General features: G+C 59.4%; 18 protein-coding genes. 14 read left to right on the top strand and 4 right to left on the bottom strand.

Annotation, left to right across the window (positions count from 1 at the left end):
* The first annotated feature begins 163 nt into the window (after positions 1 to 163).
* Complete coding sequence (locus GIW48_RS20885; protein ID WP_170038186.1) at positions 164 to 1,336, top strand: pyridoxal phosphate-dependent aminotransferase; 1,173 nt, start codon at positions 164 to 166, stop codon at positions 1,334 to 1,336.
* A complete protein-coding gene (sfsA, locus tag GIW48_RS20890; protein WP_017139231.1) occupies positions 1,336 to 2,049 on the top strand; it encodes a DNA/RNA nuclease SfsA in 714 nt (237 codons plus the stop codon). Before GIW48_RS20885 ends, sfsA begins: the two co-directional genes overlap by 1 nt.
* Here the strand turns inward: sfsA and GIW48_RS20895 are convergent.
* Positions 2,046 to 2,363 carry a Rieske (2Fe-2S) protein gene (locus tag GIW48_RS20895; RefSeq protein WP_017139230.1) on the bottom strand — a complete coding sequence of 106 codons (318 nt, stop codon included), beginning with the start codon at positions 2,361 to 2,363 and terminating at the stop codon, positions 2,046 to 2,048. The genes sfsA and GIW48_RS20895 overlap by 4 nt on opposite strands.
* 156 nt (positions 2,364 to 2,519) lie before the next feature.
* On the opposite strand from GIW48_RS20895, the gene GIW48_RS20900 reads away from it, so the two are divergent.
* The 3 genes from GIW48_RS20900 to GIW48_RS20910 are packed head-to-tail and all read left to right on the top strand — an operon-like array spanning position 2,520 to position 5,199.
* Positions 2,520 to 3,398, top strand: coding sequence for a heme/hemin ABC transporter substrate-binding protein (locus GIW48_RS20900; RefSeq protein ID WP_170038188.1), 879 nt, complete (start codon positions 2,520 to 2,522; stop codon positions 3,396 to 3,398).
* Positions 3,395 to 4,432: a FecCD family ABC transporter permease gene (locus GIW48_RS20905; RefSeq protein ID WP_099547649.1), complete on the top strand. Its 1,038-nt coding sequence runs from the start codon at positions 3,395 to 3,397 to the stop codon at positions 4,430 to 4,432. The genes GIW48_RS20900 and GIW48_RS20905 overlap by 4 nt, the downstream gene beginning before the upstream one ends.
* Positions 4,432 to 5,199 carry a heme ABC transporter ATP-binding protein gene (locus GIW48_RS20910; RefSeq protein WP_017139227.1) on the top strand — a complete coding sequence of 256 codons (768 nt, stop codon included), beginning with the start codon at positions 4,432 to 4,434 and terminating at the stop codon, positions 5,197 to 5,199. The genes GIW48_RS20905 and GIW48_RS20910 overlap by 1 nt, the downstream gene beginning before the upstream one ends.
* 243 nt (positions 5,200 to 5,442) lie before the next feature.
* Here GIW48_RS20910 and GIW48_RS20915 read toward each other — a convergent pair whose 3' ends face one another.
* The 3 genes from GIW48_RS20915 to GIW48_RS20925 form a co-directional block, all read right to left on the bottom strand.
* Positions 5,443 to 5,715 carry a TfoX/Sxy family protein gene (locus GIW48_RS20915; protein ID WP_017139226.1) on the bottom strand — a complete coding sequence of 91 codons (273 nt, stop codon included), beginning with the start codon at positions 5,713 to 5,715 and terminating at the stop codon, positions 5,443 to 5,445.
* Positions 5,716 to 5,917: 202 nt separating this feature from the next.
* Positions 5,918 to 6,262: a pentapeptide repeat-containing protein gene (locus tag GIW48_RS20920; RefSeq protein WP_017139225.1), complete on the bottom strand. Its 345-nt coding sequence runs from the start codon at positions 6,260 to 6,262 to the stop codon at positions 5,918 to 5,920.
* A gap of 93 nt (positions 6,263 to 6,355) precedes the next feature.
* Positions 6,356 to 7,912 carry a bifunctional aminoglycoside phosphotransferase/ATP-binding protein gene (locus GIW48_RS20925; RefSeq protein WP_186617058.1) on the bottom strand — a complete coding sequence of 519 codons (1,557 nt, stop codon included), beginning with the start codon at positions 7,910 to 7,912 and terminating at the stop codon, positions 6,356 to 6,358.
* Between the two features lie 118 nt (positions 7,913 to 8,030).
* Between GIW48_RS20925 and mrcB the strand changes: the two genes are divergently transcribed.
* The 9 genes from mrcB (at position 8,031) to msrQ (ending at position 17,851) form a co-directional block, all read left to right on the top strand.
* Positions 8,031 to 10,355, top strand: a complete 2,325-nt coding sequence (mrcB, locus tag GIW48_RS20930) for a penicillin-binding protein 1B (RefSeq protein WP_017139223.1) — start codon at positions 8,031 to 8,033, stop codon at positions 10,353 to 10,355.
* 16 nt (positions 10,356 to 10,371) lie between these two features.
* Positions 10,372 to 11,109: a tetratricopeptide repeat protein gene (locus GIW48_RS20935; protein ID WP_177034045.1), complete on the top strand. Its 738-nt coding sequence runs from the start codon at positions 10,372 to 10,374 to the stop codon at positions 11,107 to 11,109.
* Positions 11,109 to 11,438, top strand: coding sequence for a YqcC family protein (locus GIW48_RS20940; protein ID WP_017139221.1), 330 nt, complete (start codon positions 11,109 to 11,111; stop codon positions 11,436 to 11,438). The genes GIW48_RS20935 and GIW48_RS20940 overlap by 1 nt, the downstream gene beginning before the upstream one ends.
* Before the next feature lie 431 nt (positions 11,439 to 11,869).
* Positions 11,870 to 13,594 (top strand): acetolactate synthase 3 large subunit, encoded by a 1,725-nt coding sequence (locus GIW48_RS20945; RefSeq protein WP_099547656.1) that lies wholly within the window; start codon positions 11,870 to 11,872, stop codon positions 13,592 to 13,594.
* Positions 13,595 to 13,596: 2 nt separating this feature from the next.
* Positions 13,597 to 14,088 (top strand): acetolactate synthase small subunit, encoded by a 492-nt coding sequence (gene ilvN / locus GIW48_RS20950; protein ID WP_003176102.1) that lies wholly within the window; start codon positions 13,597 to 13,599, stop codon positions 14,086 to 14,088.
* A gap of 47 nt (positions 14,089 to 14,135) precedes the next feature.
* A complete protein-coding gene (gene ilvC, locus GIW48_RS20955) occupies positions 14,136 to 15,152 on the top strand; it encodes a ketol-acid reductoisomerase (RefSeq protein ID WP_003176099.1) in 1,017 nt (338 codons plus the stop codon).
* 144 nt (positions 15,153 to 15,296) lie between these two features.
* Positions 15,297 to 16,154, top strand: coding sequence for a CDP-diacylglycerol--serine O-phosphatidyltransferase (gene pssA, locus GIW48_RS20960; RefSeq protein ID WP_017139220.1), 858 nt, complete (start codon positions 15,297 to 15,299; stop codon positions 16,152 to 16,154).
* Positions 16,155 to 16,217: 63 nt separating this feature from the next.
* Positions 16,218 to 17,231, top strand: a complete 1,014-nt coding sequence (gene msrP, locus GIW48_RS20965; protein WP_017139219.1) for a protein-methionine-sulfoxide reductase catalytic subunit MsrP — start codon at positions 16,218 to 16,220, stop codon at positions 17,229 to 17,231.
* Positions 17,231 to 17,851 (top strand): protein-methionine-sulfoxide reductase heme-binding subunit MsrQ, encoded by a 621-nt coding sequence (msrQ, locus tag GIW48_RS20970; RefSeq protein WP_017139218.1) that lies wholly within the window; start codon positions 17,231 to 17,233, stop codon positions 17,849 to 17,851. Before msrP ends, msrQ begins: the two co-directional genes overlap by 1 nt.
* Positions 17,852 to 18,085: the final 234 nt, after the last annotated feature.

The following is an 18,085-nucleotide window of genomic DNA, read 5'->3' on the forward strand; positions in this document are numbered from 1 at the left end:
ATGGCCCGCCATGGCTGGGTATAGCGTGTCTCGAATGTTGATTTTAGTCGTTTTGCAGGCGCTTGCCCGGTTCAGCACGGAGGACCGAGCAGGCAATAGAGCATGTTTTACCGCGCGGGTTCGGTAGAATCCGAATTTTGTCCTCACCGTTTAAGGAAGGCTAATGGCTCAGCCCTACAGTGCGCGCAGTCGCGCCATCGAACCTTTTCACGTTATGGCGTTACTGGCGCGAGCCAATGAGCTGCAGGCGGCTGGCCATGATGTTATCCACCTGGAGATCGGCGAGCCGGATTTCACCACGGCCGAGCCGATTATCCAGGCTGGCCAGGCCGCGCTGGCCAACGGCAAGACGCGCTATACCGCGGCCCGTGGGCTGCCCGAACTGCGCCAGGCCATCAGTGGTTTTTACCAGCAGCGCTACCGCCTGAGCGTCGACCCCGAGCGCATTCTGATCACGCCCGGTGGCTCTGGCGCGTTGCTGCTGGCCAGCAGCCTGCTGGTCGATCCGGGCAAGCACTGGCTGTTGGCCGACCCAGGCTACCCGTGTAACCGACATTTCCTGCGGCTGGTGGAAGGCGCGGCGCAGTTGGTGCCGGTTGGCCCGGACGTGCGCTACCAATTGACCGCTGAGCTGGTGGCCAAACACTGGAATGCAGACAGCGTTGGCGCGCTGGTGGCCTCACCAGCCAACCCGACCGGCACCATTCTGACCCGCGACGAACTGGCGGGGTTGTCGAGTGCAATCAAGGCGCGTAACGGCCATTTGGTGGTGGACGAGATCTATCACGGCCTCACCTACGGCACCGATGCCGCCAGCGTGCTGGAAGTCGACGACGATGCCTTCGTCTTAAATAGTTTTTCGAAGTATTTCGGCATGACCGGCTGGCGCCTCGGCTGGCTGGTGGCGCCCCCGGCGGCAGTGGGCGAATTGGAGAAGTTGGCGCAGAACCTCTACATCAGCGCGCCGAGCATGGCCCAATACGCGGCGCTGGCGTGTTTCACCGAGCAAACCCTGAGTATTCTGGAAGAGCGCCGCGCCGAGTTCGGGCGCCGCCGGGATTTCCTGCTGCCAGCCTTGCGCGAGTTGGGTTTCGGCATCGCCGTAGAGCCCGAAGGCGCGTTCTACTTGTACGCCGATATCAGCGCGTTCGGCGGTGATGCCTTCGCGTTTTGCCGTCATTTCCTTGAAACCGAGCATGTGGCGTTTACGCCGGGCCTGGATTTTGGTCGTTATCAGGCCGGCCATCATGTGCGTTTTGCCTACACGCAAAACCTCGATCGGCTACAGGAAGCGGTGGAACGCATCGCCCGTGGCTTGCGGAGCTGGCAAGGCTGATGCGCTTTCATCCTCCCCTCGAAGAAGGGCGGCTGATCCGCCGCTACAAGCGCTTTCTCACCGATATCGAAACGCTGACCGGCGAGTTGCTGACCATTCACTGCCCCAACACCGGCTCTATGCTCAATTGCATGGTGGAGGGCGGCCAGGTCTGGTTCAGTCGCTCCACAGACCCCAAGCGCAAGTTGCCGGGCACCTGGGAAATTGCCGAAACCCCCCAAGGCCGGCTGGCATGCGTCAACACCGCGCGTGCCAACCAACTGGTGGAGGAGGCGTTGCGTGCCGGGGTGATCACTGAACTCAACGGTTTTACCGCCTTGAAGCGCGAAGTGCCTTACGGCCAGGAAAAAAGCCGTATCGATTTTCGCCTGGAGTACCCACACGGCGCGGCGTATGTGGAGGTCAAGAGCGTCACCTTGGGCTTTGATGGCTCGCCGGTGGCAGCGTTTCCCGACGCGGTGACCCAACGTGGCGCCAAGCATTTGCGCGAGTTGGCACACCTGGCGCGTGAGGGCGTGCGTGCGGTGCAGTTGTATTGCGTGAACCTGTCGGGGATCGACGCTGTACGCCCGGCGGTGGAAATCGATGCGGGCTACGCCGCTGCGCTGCGCGAGGCCAAGGCGGCCGGCGTGGAGGTGTTGGCCTATGGTGCGCGGGTCACGCCGCAGGAAATTATCATCGACCGGCGCCTGGACGTGATGATCGGCGACTAGAGTTGCACCCACAGGCCTTGCGCGTCTTCACGGCCGGGCAGGGCTTTAAGGCTTTGGCCCGCGCACGGCCCTGCGATGCACTCGCCGCTTTCGATCAGGAACAAGGCGCCGTGGGTGGCGCACTGGATCAGGCTGGCGCTGCTGTCCAGGAACTGGTCGGGCTGCCATTCCAGCGGGATGCCGCGATGGGGGCAGCGGTTGAGGTAGAAGTAGGCCACGCCGTCACGGCGCACAGCCAACACTTTGCAACCGTCTATTTCAAAACCACGGCTGCTGTTGGGCGCCAGGGCATCTGAGGGGCAGAGAAGCTTCATAACAATCCTTAAGTGCCTTGACGTTCAAATGCAAACAATTATCAAATGCCGGCTTCGCCCGTTAGCTGATTGGGTGCTCTGTACGATGCCAGACAGGGTTTATCTGTCACATCCATGAGTGCTTGAGTGGCCCCGCCCTTGGAAGGAAACCCTGTTATGCGCCTGAGTACCAGCGCTATTGCGCTTGTTGCCTCACTGCTGGTCAACCACGGGGCGCAAGCCTCTGAACTGCCGCAACGCTGGGTCAGCGCCGGTGGGGCGCTATCGGAATGGGTGACGGCGCTGGGCGGGGAGTCAAAGCTGGTGGGGGTGGATACCACCAGCCAGCATCCAGAATCGCTCAAGGCGTTGCCGAGCATCGGTTATCAGCGGCAACTGTCGGCGGAAGGGATTTTAAGCCTGCGTCCGCAGGTTCTGGTCGGGACTGAAGAGATGGGCCCACCGCCGGTGCTGGCGCAAATTCGCGGCGCGGGCGTGCAGGTGGAGATGTTCTCGGCAGAGCCGGATTTGCCGACCTTGAAAGGCAACCTTCAGCACTTGGGCAAGCTGTTGGGTGATGAAGCCAAGGCCAACGAATTGTTTACCGGATATGAACAAAAGCTGGATCAGCAGCAAGCCTGGGTCACCAAGGCCCAGGCCACGCAAAAGGCACCGGGTGTGCTTTTGTTGCTAGGGCATGCAGGTGGCAAACCGCTGATTGCAGGCAAGGACACGGCCGCCGATTGGATGTTGCAACAGGCGGGCGGGCATAACCTGGCGACCCACACGGGCTATAAGCCGTTTTCGGTGGAGTCGCTGGCCGGGCTGAGCCCTGATGTGCTGGTGTTTGCTGATCGCGCCCTCACTGGCGATGCGGCGCGGGCGGCCTTGTTCAAGGAAAACCCGATTCTGGCGTCGACCCCGGCCGCCAAAAACGGCCGCGTGTTTGAGCTGGACCCGACCCTGCTGGTCGGCGGGCTCGGGCCGCGTCTGCCGCAAAGCCTGGTGCAATTGTCTGCCGGGTTTTATCCGTCCCAGGCTAAACCTGCCCCATGACGACTCTGGTTAAACCGAAAACGCTGTTTATCGGGCTGGCGCTGTTATGCCTTCTGGCAATCTGGCTTTCACTGGCCCTGGGGCCGGTCAGCCTGCCGTTGCTGGATACGCTCAAGGCCGCCTTGCGCCTGATGGGCGTACCGATTGAAGCCCAGGGCCTGGAGCAGGCCGAATTGATCCTGGGGCAGATTCGTTTGCCGCGAACCTTGCTGGGTTTGGCGGTAGGTGGTGTGCTGGCATTGTCGGGTGTGGCGATGCAGGGCTTGTTTCGCAACCCGCTGGCCGATCCGGGGTTGGTCGGTGTGTCCAGCGGCGCGGCGCTCGGGGCGGCGATTGCTATCGTCGGCGGTTCTTTTTTTGGTGGCCTGCCGGATGCGTTCGGGCCTTATCTGCTGTCGTTGTGCGCGTTTCTTGGCGGTTTGGGCGTCACTGCCCTGGTCTATCGCCTGGGGCGCCGCAACGGCCAGACCAACGTTGCAACGATGCTGCTTGCCGGTATCGCGCTTACCGCCCTGGCCAGTTCGGCGGTGGGGTTGTTTACCTATCTGGCCGATGACGCCACCTTGCGCACGCTGACGTTCTGGAATCTTGGCAGCCTCAATGGCGCCAGCTATTCGCGGTTGTGGCCATTGCTGTTGGTGAGCGCCGGTGTGGCGCTGTGGTTGCCGCGCCGTGCAAAAGCCTTGAATGCATTGTTGCTCGGCGAGTCCGAAGCCAATCACCTTGGCATTGATGTTGAAGGGCTCAAGCGTGAACTGGTGTTTTGCACGGCCCTTGGTGTGGGCGCGGCGGTAGCGGCGGCGGGCATGATCGGGTTTGTCGGGCTGGTGGTGCCGCATCTGGTGCGCTTGTTGGCCGGGCCGGATCATCGGGTGTTGTTGCCGGCGTCTGTGCTCGCGGGCGCGAGCCTGTTGCTGTTTGCTGACCTGGTGGCACGCCTGGCGCTGGCGCCGGCTGAACTGCCGATCGGCATCGTGACGGCCTTTATCGGCGCACCGTTTTTTCTTTATTTGTTGCTGCGAGGGCGCGCCTGATGCTGCGAGTAGAAGCGTTGCAGGTTCGGCGTGGCGATAAAACCGTGCTGGCGGATGTCACCCTGGACTTGCTGCCGGGTGAAGTGCTCGGTGTGCTCGGCCCTAACGGAGCAGGCAAGAGCACGCTGCTCGGTGCGTTGTGCGGCGAGCTGAAGCCGGATCAGGGCAAGGTGTGGCTGGATCAGCAAGCCTTGACGGACTGGAGCGGGCCGCAACGTGCCCAACGTTTGGCAGTGTTGCCGCAGACTTCCACGCTGGATTTCGCATTTCGTGTCGAGGAGGTTGTAGGCATGGGCCGCTTGCCCCATCAGACCGGACGCGTGCGTGATGACGAAATCATCGAGGCGGCGCTGCACGCGGCAGACGTGGGCCATTTAAGCGGACGCAGCTACCTGGCGCTGTCGGGTGGTGAACGCCAGCGTGTGCATCTGGCGCGAGTGTTGGCGCAGTTATGGCCGGGGGAAGCCGGGCAGACCCTGCTGTTGGATGAGCCGACCTCGATGCTTGACCCCTTGCACCAACACACGACCCTGCAAGCTATACGTACATTCGCGGATCGCGGCGCTGCGGTGCTGGTGATTCTCCATGACCTGAACCTGGCGGCGCGTTATTGCGACCGAATTCTGTTGCTGGAGCAGGGGCGCCCACACGCGTTGGATACGCCGGCGCAGGTGATGCGGCCCGAGCCACTTAAGGCGGTGTTTGGTTTGGAGGTGCTGGTACAGCCGCACCCGGAGCGTGGGCATCCGTTGATCATTGCGCGCTGAATCGGCTTTTTTACAGGTAAAAAAAGACCCGGCAAGAGCCGGGTCAAATAACCGTGATTAGCCTGATGAGGAGATAATCTGAGAGTCCGAACCAATGGTCTTTCAGTTATCGGCTGATCTCGCGACCAGTTGTGATAATCATAACGATTCTCATTTGAGAGTCAACATCTGTTTTTCAACGATCTGCCGTTTTTCTCAAACACGTGTTCGAACTGCCCATGAACATTGGGGATTCTTGCAGACCTAAATTTTCTGACGCGCTGAAATCGCTTCCAACTGACGGTTCAATGCCTCCTTGCGTTCCGTCGGGATGTCGTTCCAATGCACGTCCATCAAGGCTCCCTCGATTGCATACAGCAGCACTTTCGAGGCCCGAAACCCGCGAGTGCGCACGGCTCGGTAGGCATCGACAGCTCCCAGGCGACGTAAGTCGGACGCGCTGTGGATGCCCACCGCATGCAGCCACTGCGCCGACGTCTTGCCCAGGTTTTTCAGGTGTTGCAGCTCATCGTTCATCAAGCCTCCTTGCGACGGCCGAATGGTGCGGTGGGTATCGTGACCAGGCAAGCCTGAAAAGGAGTGTAGCGCTCAGTAGGAAAAGCGTGGTTCTTTGGTCAGGAACGGCTGAAAAGCTTATAAGAATTTTTAAGGATATTGCCGACAAGCAGGCAGGAGGCGCCGCTACGCGTGAGGCGTAGCTGGGGCCCGAAAGATGAAGTTACTTGGTGCGGTAGCGCAAACGAGTGCCGAAATTGACCGACATGAGGATTTCGTCAGCCGTCAGTTCGGGGGAGAAGTAGGTGCCGGAAATCTGCGCATGGGCCAGGCTGGCGCCTTCCAGCGAGCACTCGCGCAGGTCCAGGCCGCGCAGGTCGGCAGAGCGGAAGTAGGCGTCGGTGAAATCCACGCCCGTGGCGTTCAGGTCACGCAGGTCCAACCCCCGGAAGTCGCCACCACGCATGTCGATGGGGCCGTCTTTGGGGCGTTCCTGGTTGAAGCCGCGGATGTCGTCTTTATGCAGGAGTGCGTAGAGCGGAGTATCAAGAAGCTTGGGCTGACTCATGACGGCGACTCCTGTTGGAATTATGACGCCATTATAGTGCCACTATTGCTCGGTCGTGCACCGAAGATCGGTGACACGACCAAGAAATATTTCTTACAGACCGGGCAGGCGCTGGCGAATGTGTGCCACCAGAGCGTCGAGTGTGCCGCTTTCGTTGGTTTCCACGCGTTTGCTCAGCAGCAGCTCTTCGGCGGTCAGCGGGTCACGGTTGGCCTGCTGTTCTTCGATAATGGTGAGCGTCGCGTCGGAAGGATCGTTTTTATCCGCCTGACGTTGCGCCAGCCAGCTGGCGATAACGGCTTGCGGTGCGTTGCAATCAAGGATCAGGAAGGGCGCACCGGTTGCCTCGGCAATCTTGGCGGCGGCATTGCGTTGTGCGCTTTTCAGGAAGGTCGCGTCCAGCACTACCGGGTAGCCGGCACGCAAGACGGTATCGGCGATTTCGTTGAGCCGAGCGTAGGTGGCAGAGCTGGCTTCGGCGGCGTAGATACCGGCTTGCGGGGTGTTCTCGACCTTTTGTTCGCCAAACAGGCGCTTGCGTTCCACATCCGAACGCAGGCGCACGGCACCCAAGGCTTCCACCAGACGCATGGCCACGTGGCTTTTACCGACGGCCGAAACACCGTGGGTTATCGCCAGGAAGCGCGATGGAATAGTGCTGTAGCTTTCCGCCAGGTTCGCATAGTTGCGGTATTGGCGCAGGGTGGTGGCGCGTTGCACCGGGCTGGCCTCGCTCGGCATGCTGAACAACGCCACCTTGGCGCGCACCAGTGCACGGTAGGCTTTATAGAAGTTCAGCACTTCCAGGCCCTGATAGTCGCCGGTCAGCTCCAGGTACTGGCTGATAAAACGGCGCGCCAGGGATTTGAGGCCGCGGTCTTCCAGGTCCATCGCCAGAAAGGCCGTGTCGGCATACACATCGGTGAAGCGGAACGGCTCGTTGAACTCGATGCAGTCGAAGATCACCACCTGGCCATCGATCAGGGTGGCGTTGCCCAAGTGGATATCACCGTGACACTCACGGGTGAAACCTTCGAGTTTGCGTTGGGCCAGCAGTGGCTTGAGGCGTTCGAAGCTGGCTTCGGCCCAGGCTTGCAGGGCTTCGAGTTGAGCCAGGTCGGCTTTGTCGCTGAGGAACGGGCGGATCTGGTCGAAGTTCTGGCGAACCGGTGCCATCACCTCATCCGGCGTGCCGGCGGGGTGGTCTTGCGGCACTTTCGGGGCGCTGAGGTGGAAGTGCGCAATCTGCTTGGCCATATCATCAATGTGCGCGCTGGTGACCTCGCCATTGGCTTGCAGTGTGCTGAGCAGCTGGCTCTGCGGGAATTGGCGCATTTTCAGCGCGTATTCGATGACCGGGCCATCACCGCCCAATTGCGGGGCTTCGGCGCTGCCGGTGATTGGCAACACGTCAAGATACAAATCTTCGGTCAGGCGCTGATTGAGGCGCAGCTCTTCGCGGCAGAAGTGGCCGCGATCATCCAGTTGGGTGAAATCCAGAAAGCCGAAGTTCATCGGCTTCTTCAGCTTATAAGCATAGGGGCCGGTCAGTATGACCCAGGAAATATGGGTCTCAATGACTTGAAACGCTTCAACCGGATGGGGATACAAAGCCGGGTTTTGCAGGGCAGCGATCAGGGACTGGCTCACGGGCGATCCTTCAAAGTCTGGGGGAAATCATGGCCGGCATTATGGCGGTTACGGTCGGTCGTGCAAACCGCTGTCCGGCTCATGTTGATCGTCAATAAAGTGCGTATAATCCGCCGCCATGACTCGAACCCGATCTCCCCGTTCCCGTAAAAAACCTCCTTCACGCGGCCTGCGCCCGTGGCTGGGCTGGGCCATCAAGCTGAGCCTGGTAGGCCTTGTGGTGCTCGCAGGCTTCGCGGTGTACCTCGACGCCGTGGTGCAGGAGAAATTCTCCGGCAAGCGCTGGACCATCCCGGCCAAGGTATACGCACGCCCGTTGGAATTGTTCACCGGCCAAAAGCTGAGCAAGGAAGACTTCCTTACCGAACTCGACGCCTTGGGCTATCGCCGCGAACCCGTGAGCAATGGCCCCGGCGCCGCTGCTGTCAGCGGCAATACCGTCGATTTGAATACCCGTGGCTTCCAGTTCTATGAAGGCCTGGAGAAAGCCCAGCCGGTGCGCGTGCGCTTCTCCGGCGATTACGTTGCCGAACTGTCGTCGCTCAATGGCTCCAAGTTGCCCGTGGTGCGCCTGGAACCGCTGTTGATCGGCGGTATTTACCCCAAGAACCTTGAAGATCGCATCCTGATCAAGCTTGATCAGGTGCCGCCGTACCTGCTCGATACGCTGATCGCCGTGGAAGACCGCGATTTCTACAGCCACTGGGGTGTGTCGCCCAAGTCGATTGCCCGCGCCATCTGGGTTAACACTTCCGGTGGCAAGATGACCCAGGGCGGCAGTACGCTCACGCAACAATTGGTCAAGAACTTCTACCTGACCAACGAGCGCAGCCTCACCCGTAAACTCACCGAAGCCATGATGGCCATGCTGCTGGAGCTGCATTACAGCAAGCAGGAGATTCTTGAGGCGTACCTCAACGAAGTGTTCGTCGGCCAGGACGGCCAGCGCGCGGTGCACGGTTTCGGCTTGGCCAGCCAGTTCTTCTTTGGCCAGCCCTTGTCCGAATTGAAATTGCATCAAGTCGCGTTGCTGGTGGGGATGGTCAAGGGGCCGTCTTACTACAACCCGCGTCGCAACCCGGAGCGCGCGCTTGAGCGTCGTAACCTGGTGCTGGATGTACTCGAACAGCAGGGCGTGGCCACCGCTGAACAAGTCGCGGCGGCGAAAAAAATGCCACTGGGTGTTACCACTCGCGGCAAGCTGGCCGACAGTTCGTTCCCGGGCTTTATTGATCTGGTCAAACGCCAGCTACGTGAAGACTATCGCGACGAAGACTTGACCGAAGAAGGCCTGCGGATCTTTACCAGTTTCGACCCGATCCTGCAGATGAAAGCCGAAGCGTCGGTCAACGATACCTTCAAACGCCTGACCGGCCGTAAAGGTTCGGATGAAGTCGAAGCAGCCATGGTCGTGACCAACCCGGAAACCGGTGAAGTGCAGGCCATGATCGGCAGCCGCCAGGCCAGTTTTGCCGGTTTCAACCGTGCCCTGGATGCGGTGCGGCCAATCGGTTCGCTGGTCAAGCCAGCGGTCTACCTCACGGCCCTGGAAAAACCAAGCAAATACACGCTGACCAGTTGGCTGTCGGATGACCCGCTGTCGGTCAAAGGGGCGGATGGCCAGGTATGGACGCCGCAGAACTTTGATCGTCGCTCCCACGGCACTGTGTTCCTGTACCAAGGCCTGGCGCATTCCTACAACATCTCCACCTCGCGCCTTGGGCTTGAAGTGGGCGTGCCGAATGTGCTGAAAACCCTGGGGCGACTGGGCATCACCCGTGAGTTCCCGGCGTTCCCCTCGATGCTGCTGGGCGCTGGCGCCATGACCCCGATGGAAGTGGCGACGATGTACCAGACCCTCGCCAACGGTGGCTTCAATACCCCGATGCGCGGCATTCGCAGTGTGCTGACCGCCGAGGGCGAACCGCTCAAGCGTTACCCGTTCCAGATCCAGCAGCGCTTTGACGCAGGTTCCATCTATCTGATCCAGAACGCCATGCAGCGCGTGATGCGTGAAGGTACCGGGCGTTCTGTCTATAGCGTGCTGCCGTCGAACCTGACGCTGGCGGGCAAGACCGGCACCAGTAACGATTCGCGCGACAGCTGGTTCGCAGGCTTCGGCCAGGATGTGCTGGCCGTGGTCTGGCTGGGTCGCGACGATAACGGCAAAACCCCGTTCACTGGTGCGACCGGTGCGCTGCAGGTGTGGACCAGTTTCATGCGCAAGGCCGATCCGTTGCCGCTTAACATGCCGCAGCCGGACAACATCGTGCAGGCCTGGATTGATCCGCATACCGGGCAGGGTTCCGATGCCAACTGTCCGGGCGCGGTACAGATGCCGTATATTCGCGGCAGCGAGCCACCCGCCGGTGCTGCGTGCGGTGGCAGTGCCCCCGCTGACGCGGATTCGGTGATGGATTGGGTCAAGGGCTGGATGCATTAAGCAAAGAGGGTTTCAAGTGAACAAGTTGTGGATTCCAGCTATTACCGCCTTGGTTATGCTCGGCGGTTGCTCCAGCGTGCAGCGCGGTTCGATTCCCGTGGTGGACTCAAGCACGAACGTTTCCAATAACGACCGTATCTCGGCCACTGGCGGTTTCCGTCAGACCGTGGTCAAGCGTCCTGCCCAAGCCACGCCTCAGGCCATACCGCAGGATTCGGGCGTGGTGGTGATGGTACCGGGCGGCGGTGCTGCGACGTCGGCGCCGATCAGTGCCGAGCCTTGGACGCCAGGGCCAAGCACTTCGGGGCCGGCCAACTCCGCGCCGATCCAGACGGCGCCGGTCAACCAGGGCACTTACAACATGCCGCCGTCCACGCCGAGCGGTATTCCGTCGTCGTCTAACGCGGGTGGCCTGTCGGCTGACGAGCAACTGGACGGGCCGGTGCTGGCTTTGCTGACCACCGCCCAGCAGCAACAGGCCGGTGGTGACCTGAACGGGGCATCGTCGAGCCTTGAGCGTGCCCAGCGTGTGGCGCCGCGTGAGCCGCAAGTGCTGTATCGCCTGGCCCAGGTGCGCATGGCCCAGGGCGACGCGCCGCAAGCCGAGCAGTTCGCCCGTCGCGGCCTGACCCTGGCCAACGGTCGCCCCGACCTGCAAGCCAACCTGTGGGCTTTGATTGGTGACGCGCGTGCCGCACAAGGCGACGCCGCCGGTGCTGCCCAGGCGCGGCAAAAAGCCAAGGTCAGCCTCTGATGGATGCACGGTTTCCGGCAATTGCCGAACAGCTGTTGCTGATTGAGCGTGAGTTACGTGTGCAGGGTTGGTGGGACGAAGTGCCCCCCAGCGCTGAAGCGCTTAGCAGCGTCGAGCCGTTTTCGGTGGACACACTGGACTTTCACCAGTGGCTGCAATGGATCTTCCTGGTGCGCATGAAGCAGATCCTCGAGCAGGACCTGCCATTGCCCAATGCTTCGGGGATCCTCGAGATGGCGGAGATGGTTTACGCCGATCGCCCGCTTGAAAGCATAGGCTTACGCAATGCGCTGAAAAAGTTCGACCAATTGATCGTCGACGCTCGTTAATTGCCTGACTGCCGGGTTTTTCGGCAGTCCTGCGCACATTTCTACCGCTTGACGACATTCAGGCGAGTTTTATCCCTCCTCAAGCCCCTTTAATCTTCGTTCTCATGCGCTTAGTTGGAAAAAAGCGCAATTATTGCTTGACTTGAAGGGGCTGAAACAGAAGAATCCAAAGTCCGCTGTATCGGGACTGCCAGAAGCAGGCCCGCTCAGCAGATCATGAGGCGCATATCCGCGCCGACCTGTAACACCCGCAACGCGTTACCTCGCGCTGGGTGGGAAAAGCCCGCAACACTTGGGACGATCCCAATACTTGCTCAGTCAGTGCTGACGTAGTCGGCGACCACCGTCGCTCATGCTCTGTTGAGAAGTAAACCTATTAAGACCCGTCGGTTTTTAACGGACGGTATTCTGGCGTTTTAGAGGTGAACAACGTGGAGCTTTTATCTGGCGGTGAGATGCTCGTCCGCTTTTTGCGTGACGAAGGCGTCGACTATATCTACGGGTACCCAGGTGGTGCTCTGCTGCATGTTTACGACGCACTGTTCAAGGAACCGGCTGTTACCCACATCCTGGTTCGCCACGAACAGGCCGCGACCCATATGGCTGACGGCTATGCCCGTGCCACCGGTAAAGCCGGTGTGGTACTGGTAACGTCCGGCCCAGGCGCAACCAATGCCATTACCGGCATCGCGACTGCCTATATGGACTCCATCCCGATGGTGATCATTTCTGGCCAGGTGCCTAGCACCATGGTCGGTACCGATGCATTCCAGGAAACCGACATGATCGGTATTTCCCGGCCGATCGTGAAACACAGTTTCATGATCAAGCATGCGTCGGAAATCCCGGAAGTCATGAAAAAGGCCTTCTACCTCGCACAGTCCGGTCGCCCGGGCCCTGTGGTGGTCGATATCCCGAAAGACATGACCAACCCGGCGGAAAAGTTCGAATACGTCTTCCCGAAAAAAGCCAAGCTGCGTTCCTACAGCCCGGCCGTTCGTGGGCACTCGGGGCAAATCCGCAAGGCGGCAGAAATGCTCTTGGCGGCCAAGCGCCCAGTGCTGTACTCCGGCGGTGGCGTGATTCTGGGCGGCGGTTCTGCACCTTTGACCGAGCTGGCCAAGTTGCTCAATCTGCCGGTGACCAATACCTTGATGGGCCTCGGCGCATTCCCGGGTACGGACCGTCAGTTCGTCGGCATGCTTGGCATGCACGGCAGCTACACCGCCAACCTGGCCATGCACCACGCCGACGTAATCCTGGCGGTGGGCGCGCGGTTTGATGACCGTGTGATCAACGGACCGAGCAAGTTTTGCCCGAATGCCAAGATCATCCACATCGACATCGACCCGGCGTCCATCTCCAAGACCATCAAGGCCGACGTGCCGATCGTAGGTCCGGTAGAAAGCGTGCTGACCGAAATGGTTGCGGCGCTCAAGGACATCGGCGAAACGCCGAACAAGGAATCGGTTGCCAGCTGGTGGAAGCAGATCGACGAATGGCGCGGCGACCGCGGCCTGTTCCCTTACGACAAGGGCGACGGCAGCATCATCAAGCCACAAACCGTGATCGAAACCCTGTGCGAAGTGACCAAGGGCGACGCCTTTGTGACCTCCGACGTGGGCCAGCACCAGATGTTCGCTGCGCAGTACTACAAGTTCGACAAGCCTAACCGCTGGATCAACTCCGGTGGCCTGGGCACGATGGGCTTTGGTTTCCCGGCGGCCATGGGTGTGAAACTGAGCTTCCCGGACACCGACGTCGCCTGCGTGACGGGTGAGGGCAGCATCCAGATGAACATCCAGGAACTGTCGACGTGCCTGCAGTACGGTCTTCCGGTGAAGATCGTGTGCTTGAACAACGGCGTGCTGGGCATGGTTCGTCAGTGGCAGGACATGAGCTACAACAGCCGTCACTCCCATTCCTACATGGAATCGCTGCCGGATTTCATCAAGTTGGTTGAAGCCTACGGCCACGTCGGCATGCGCATCACCGATTTGAAAGATCTGAAGCCGAAGATGGAAGAGGCGTTCGCCATGAAGGACCGCCTGGTGTTCCTCGATATTCAAGTGGACACCAGCGAGCACGTCTACCCGATGCAGATCAAAGACGGCTCTATGCGCGACATGTGGCTGAACAAGACGGAGCGTACCTAATCATGCGGCACATTATCTCCCTGCTTCTGGAGAACGAACCCGGCGCTCTGTCTCGTGTTGTCGGCCTGTTTTCGCAACGCAACTACAACATCGAAAGCCTGACCGTGGCGCCGACCGAAGACCCGACCCTGTCGCGCCTGACGTTGACTACTGTTGGTCACGATGAGGTGATCGAGCAGATCACCAAGAACCTCAACAAGCTGATCGAAGTGGTCAAGCTGGTCGACCTGTCGGAAAGTGCCCACATCGAGCGCGAGCTGATGCTGGTCAAGGTCAAGGCCACGGGTGCCCAACGTGCCGAGATCAAACGCACCACCGACATTTATCGCGGGCAGATCGTCGATGTGAGCGCCAGCGTTTATACCGTTCAACTGACCGGTACAAGCGACAAGCTGGACAGCTTCATCCAGTCGATCGGGACGGCCTCGATTCTGGAAACCGTACGCAGTGGTGTCACCGGGATTGCCCGTGGCGACAAAGTACTCAGCATCTAACCCAAATTAGCGAATGGCCTTACGGCCTGGATATATAGAGGAACCTCATGAAAGTTTATTACGATAAAGATTGTGACCTGTCGATCATCCAGGGCAAGAAAGTCGCCATCATCGGCTACGGTTCCCAGGGCCACGCCCAAGCGTGCAACCTGAAAGATTCCGGCGTTGACGTGACTGTTGGCCTGCGCAAAGGCTCGGCCACTGTTGCCAAGGCTGAAGCCCACGGCCTGAAAGTGACTGACGTTGCTTCCGCCGTTGCCGCTGCCGACCTGGTCATGATCCTGACCCCGGACGAATTCCAGTCCGCGCTCTACAAGAACGAAATCGAGCCAAACATCAAGAAAGGCGCCACCCTGGCCTTCTCCCACGGCTTCGCGATTCACTACAACCAGGTTGTGCCACGCGCTGACCTCGACGTGATCATGATCGCGCCGAAAGCGCCGGGCCACACCGTGCGCTCCGAGTTCGTCAAAGGCGGCGGCATCCCTGACCTGATCGCGATCTACCAGGACGCATCCGGCAACGCCAAGAACGTGGCACTGTCCTACGCTGCTGGCGTTGGTGGCGGTCGTACCGGCATCATCGAAACCACCTTCAAGGACGAGACCGAAACCGACCTGTTCGGCGAGCAAGCCGTACTGTGCGGCGGTACCGTTGAGCTGGTCAAAGCCGGTTTCGAAACCCTGGTTGAAGCTGGCTACGCGCCAGAAATGGCCTACTTCGAATGCCTGCACGAACTGAAGCTGATCGTTGACCTCATGTACGAAGGCGGTATCGCCAACATGAACTACTCGATCTCCAACAACGCCGAATACGGCGAGTATGTGACCGGCCCGGAAGTCATCAACGCCGAGTCCCGTCAGGCTATGCGCAACGCCCTGAAACGTATTCAGGACGGCGAATACGCCAAAATGTTCATCAGCGAAGGCGCTACCGGCTACCCTTCGATGACCGCCAAGCGTCGTAACAACGCCGCTCACGGTATCGAAGTGATCGGCGAGCAACTGCGCTCCATGATGCCGTGGATCGGTGCCAACAAGATCGTCGACAAAGCCAAAAACTAAGTCGTACGTATCCAGAAAAAACGCGGCTTAGGCCGCGTTTTTTCGTTTGGAGGCGGGTTCTGGTATAAAGCTGCATCGTTTGCGGGCGAACACGCGCTGCAAGTATTTGTCGAATTCTTTTCACACCGTTGCAAGGTAAAGTCCATGACCGAACGTCCCGAAGAGCCAAACCAGGCCTCTGACGCCGAAAGCCTGCTACCGATCGATGAGCATGTCGAAGAAGGGCATGATGCGGAAGGTCGCAAGGTCCGGCATCGTGGTATCTATCTTCTGCCCAATCTGTTCACCACGGCGAACCTGTTTGCCGGGTTCTACTCCATCATCAACTCCATGAGTGCGCAAAGCGCATTGGCGGCGGGTGATGCGGCGAGTGCCAGCAAGTATTTCGGCTTTGCGGCTATCGCCATCTTCGTGGCCATGGTGCTCGACGGCCTGGATGGCCGGGTGGCGCGCATGACCAATACCCAAAGCGCTTTCGGTGCCGAGTACGACTCGCTGTCGGACATGGTAGCTTTCGGCGTTGCGCCGGCATTGCTGGCATTTGCCTGGGCGCTGGGTGATATGGGCAAGGTCGGCTGGATGGTTGCCTTCATCTATGTCGCCGGCGCGGCGTTGCGTCTGGCGCGCTTTAACACCCAAGTGGGTACTGCTGACAAGCGTTACTTCATCGGCCTGGCCAGCCCGGCGGCGGCAGGTGTGGTGGCAGGTATCGTCTGGGCGTTCAGTGACTACGGCATCCAGGGTTCGAAGATGTCGTTCCTGGTGGCCTTGATGGTTGCAGCCGCCGGCATGCTGATGGTCAGCAATATCAAGTACAACAGCTTCAAGGAGTTTGACCTCAAGGGGCGCGTGCCTTTCGTGGCTATCCTGGTGGTGGTGCTGGTGTTTGCGGTCGTGTTCAGTGATCCGCCACGTATTCTGCTGCTGGCGTTCCTGGTGTATGCCGCGTCGGGGCCGGTTCAATACCTGCTGCACCTGCGCCGCGACAAAACATTGCCTTAATGTAATTTCCCCCATACTCCGCAGTCTATTGGTGCATCAGTTCTCCAATGCTGCGGAGTTGCCATGTTAATCAAGATCCCCAAAGCGTCCGATTGTCATGAATCGGATGTCACGCCTGAATCTTTCTATCTTTCGCGTCGCAGCTTGCTCGGTGGGGCGCTGGCCGGTGTTGCGGCCACTGCGTTGCCGCGTTGGGCGAGTGCCGAAGATGCCGCGCGTTATGCCGATGTCGAGCCGGGCAATGCCCCAGGCTGGTTTGCAGATAAGCTGCCCAGCACCCAATGGCAGGCGGTTACGGTAAAAGACGAAGCCATCACCCCGTTCAAGGACGCCACCCACTACAACAACTTCTATGAGTTCGGTACGGACAAGGGCGACCCGGCGAAGAACGCCGGTTCACTCAAGACCGAACCCTGGAGTGTGGTGATCGATGGGGAAGTCGGTAAACCTGGGCGCTATGCCCTGGAAGACTTCATGAAGCCTTATCAATTGGAAGAGCGTATCTACCGACTGCGTTGTGTCGAGGCGTGGTCGATGGTGATTCCGTGGATGGGCTTTCCTATTTCAGCCTTGCTCAAGCAGGTTGAACCAACCGCTAAAGCCAAGTACATCCGCTTTGAAACGCTGCAGGACCCCAAAAGCATGCCGGGACAGCGCTCCAGCTTCGGCTTGATCGACTGGCCCTATGTAGAAGGGCTGCGTCTGGATGAAGCAATGAATCCGTTGGCGATCCTGGCTGTGGGTATGTATGGGCGGGAGTTGCCGAACCAGAACGGTGCACCACTGCGTCTGGTAGTGCCGTGGAAGTACGGCTTCAAGAGCGTGAAGTCGATTGTGCGGATCAGCCTGGTCAGCGAGCAGCCAAAGACGACTTGGCAAAGCATTGCGGCCAATGAGTATGGGTTCTACGCGAATGTGAACCCGACCGTCGACCATCCTCGCTGGACCCAGGCGCGTGAGCGTCGTTTGCCGAGCGGTCTGTTCAGCCCGAATGTGCGAGAGACTCAGATGTTCAACGGCTATTCGGATGAGGTCGCTTCTCTCTATACGGGCCTCGACCTGCGGAAGAACTACTGATGCGTTATCCGATCTGGCGCATTGGCGTCTTTATAGCCGCGGCGATCTGGCCATTTTTCTGGCTGTATGAGGCGTGGAGCTCTGTGCTCGGGCCTGATCCAGGCAAAGTGTTGATGGATCGGTTGGGGCTTGGGACCCTGATCCTGTTGCTGGTAACGCTAGGTATGACGCCGTTGCAGAAACTCAGCGGGTGGGCAGGGTGGATTGCCGTGCGTCGGCAGCTGGGATTGTGGTGTTTTGCGTATGTAGCACTGCACCTGGCTGCGTACTGCGTATTCATCCTCGGGCTGGATTGGTCGCAGTTCGGCGTCGAGCTGCGTAAGCGGCCCTACATTATTGTCGGTGCGCTGGGGTTCCTTGGCTTATTGGTGCTGGCAGTAACGTCCAATCGTTATAGCCAGCGCCGGTTGGGTAGCCGTTGGAAGAAGCTGCATCGCCTGGTGTACGTGATTCTTGGGCTTGGTTTGTTGCACATGTTGTGGATTGTGCGGGCCGACCTGAAGGAATGGGCGATCTATGCATCTATAGGCGCGCTGCTGCTAGTGCTGCGGATCCCGCCAGTGATGCGCCGGATTCCCCGTCTTATTGCGAAAAAACCACTTTCTGCGACAAAAGCGTAATTAAGGATTGACGGCGTTTTATATCTGTCTATAATTCGCCCCACTTCCGGCGCAGTCGAAACGGAAAACTCCTTGGTAAACAATGAGTTACGAAGTTTTCGGCAGCAAGTTGCTTCAGTTCATCGAAGCCAAAAGGAAGTTGAAAAAGAGGTGTTGACAGCAGCGTGTAACGCTGTAGAATTCGCCTCCCGCTAACGAGAGATCGTAAGCGCAAGTGGTTGAAGTTGTTGAAGA

Source organism: Pseudomonas sp. PA-6-3C (genome assembly GCF_021605825.1).
GTDB classification, from domain to species: Bacteria; Pseudomonadota; Gammaproteobacteria; order Pseudomonadales; family Pseudomonadaceae; genus Aquipseudomonas; species Aquipseudomonas edaphica.

Coding starts and splice junctions, on each gene's coding strand:
- GIW48_RS20885 (WP_170038186.1), top strand. CDS start 164: ATGGCTCAGCCCTACAGTGCGCGCAGTCGCGCCATCGAACCTTTTCAC.
- sfsA (WP_017139231.1), top strand. CDS start 1,336: ATGCGCTTTCATCCTCCCCTCGAAGAAGGGCGGCTGATCCGCCGCTAC.
- GIW48_RS20895 (WP_017139230.1), bottom strand. CDS start 2,363: ATGAAGCTTCTCTGCCCCTCAGATGCCCTGGCGCCCAACAGCAGCCGT.
- GIW48_RS20900 (WP_170038188.1), top strand. CDS start 2,520: ATGCGCCTGAGTACCAGCGCTATTGCGCTTGTTGCCTCACTGCTGGTC.
- GIW48_RS20905 (WP_099547649.1), top strand. CDS start 3,395: ATGACGACTCTGGTTAAACCGAAAACGCTGTTTATCGGGCTGGCGCTG.
- GIW48_RS20910 (WP_017139227.1), top strand. CDS start 4,432: ATGCTGCGAGTAGAAGCGTTGCAGGTTCGGCGTGGCGATAAAACCGTG.
- GIW48_RS20915 (WP_017139226.1), bottom strand. CDS start 5,715: ATGAACGATGAGCTGCAACACCTGAAAAACCTGGGCAAGACGTCGGCG.
- GIW48_RS20920 (WP_017139225.1), bottom strand. CDS start 6,262: ATGAGTCAGCCCAAGCTTCTTGATACTCCGCTCTACGCACTCCTGCAT.
- mrcB (WP_017139223.1), top strand. CDS start 8,031: ATGACTCGAACCCGATCTCCCCGTTCCCGTAAAAAACCTCCTTCACGC.
- GIW48_RS20940 (WP_017139221.1), top strand. CDS start 11,109: ATGGATGCACGGTTTCCGGCAATTGCCGAACAGCTGTTGCTGATTGAG.
- ilvN (WP_003176102.1), top strand. CDS start 13,597: ATGCGGCACATTATCTCCCTGCTTCTGGAGAACGAACCCGGCGCTCTG.
- ilvC (WP_003176099.1), top strand. CDS start 14,136: ATGAAAGTTTATTACGATAAAGATTGTGACCTGTCGATCATCCAGGGC.
- pssA (WP_017139220.1), top strand. CDS start 15,297: ATGACCGAACGTCCCGAAGAGCCAAACCAGGCCTCTGACGCCGAAAGC.
- msrP (WP_017139219.1), top strand. CDS start 16,218: ATGTTAATCAAGATCCCCAAAGCGTCCGATTGTCATGAATCGGATGTC.
- msrQ (WP_017139218.1), top strand. CDS start 17,231: ATGCGTTATCCGATCTGGCGCATTGGCGTCTTTATAGCCGCGGCGATC.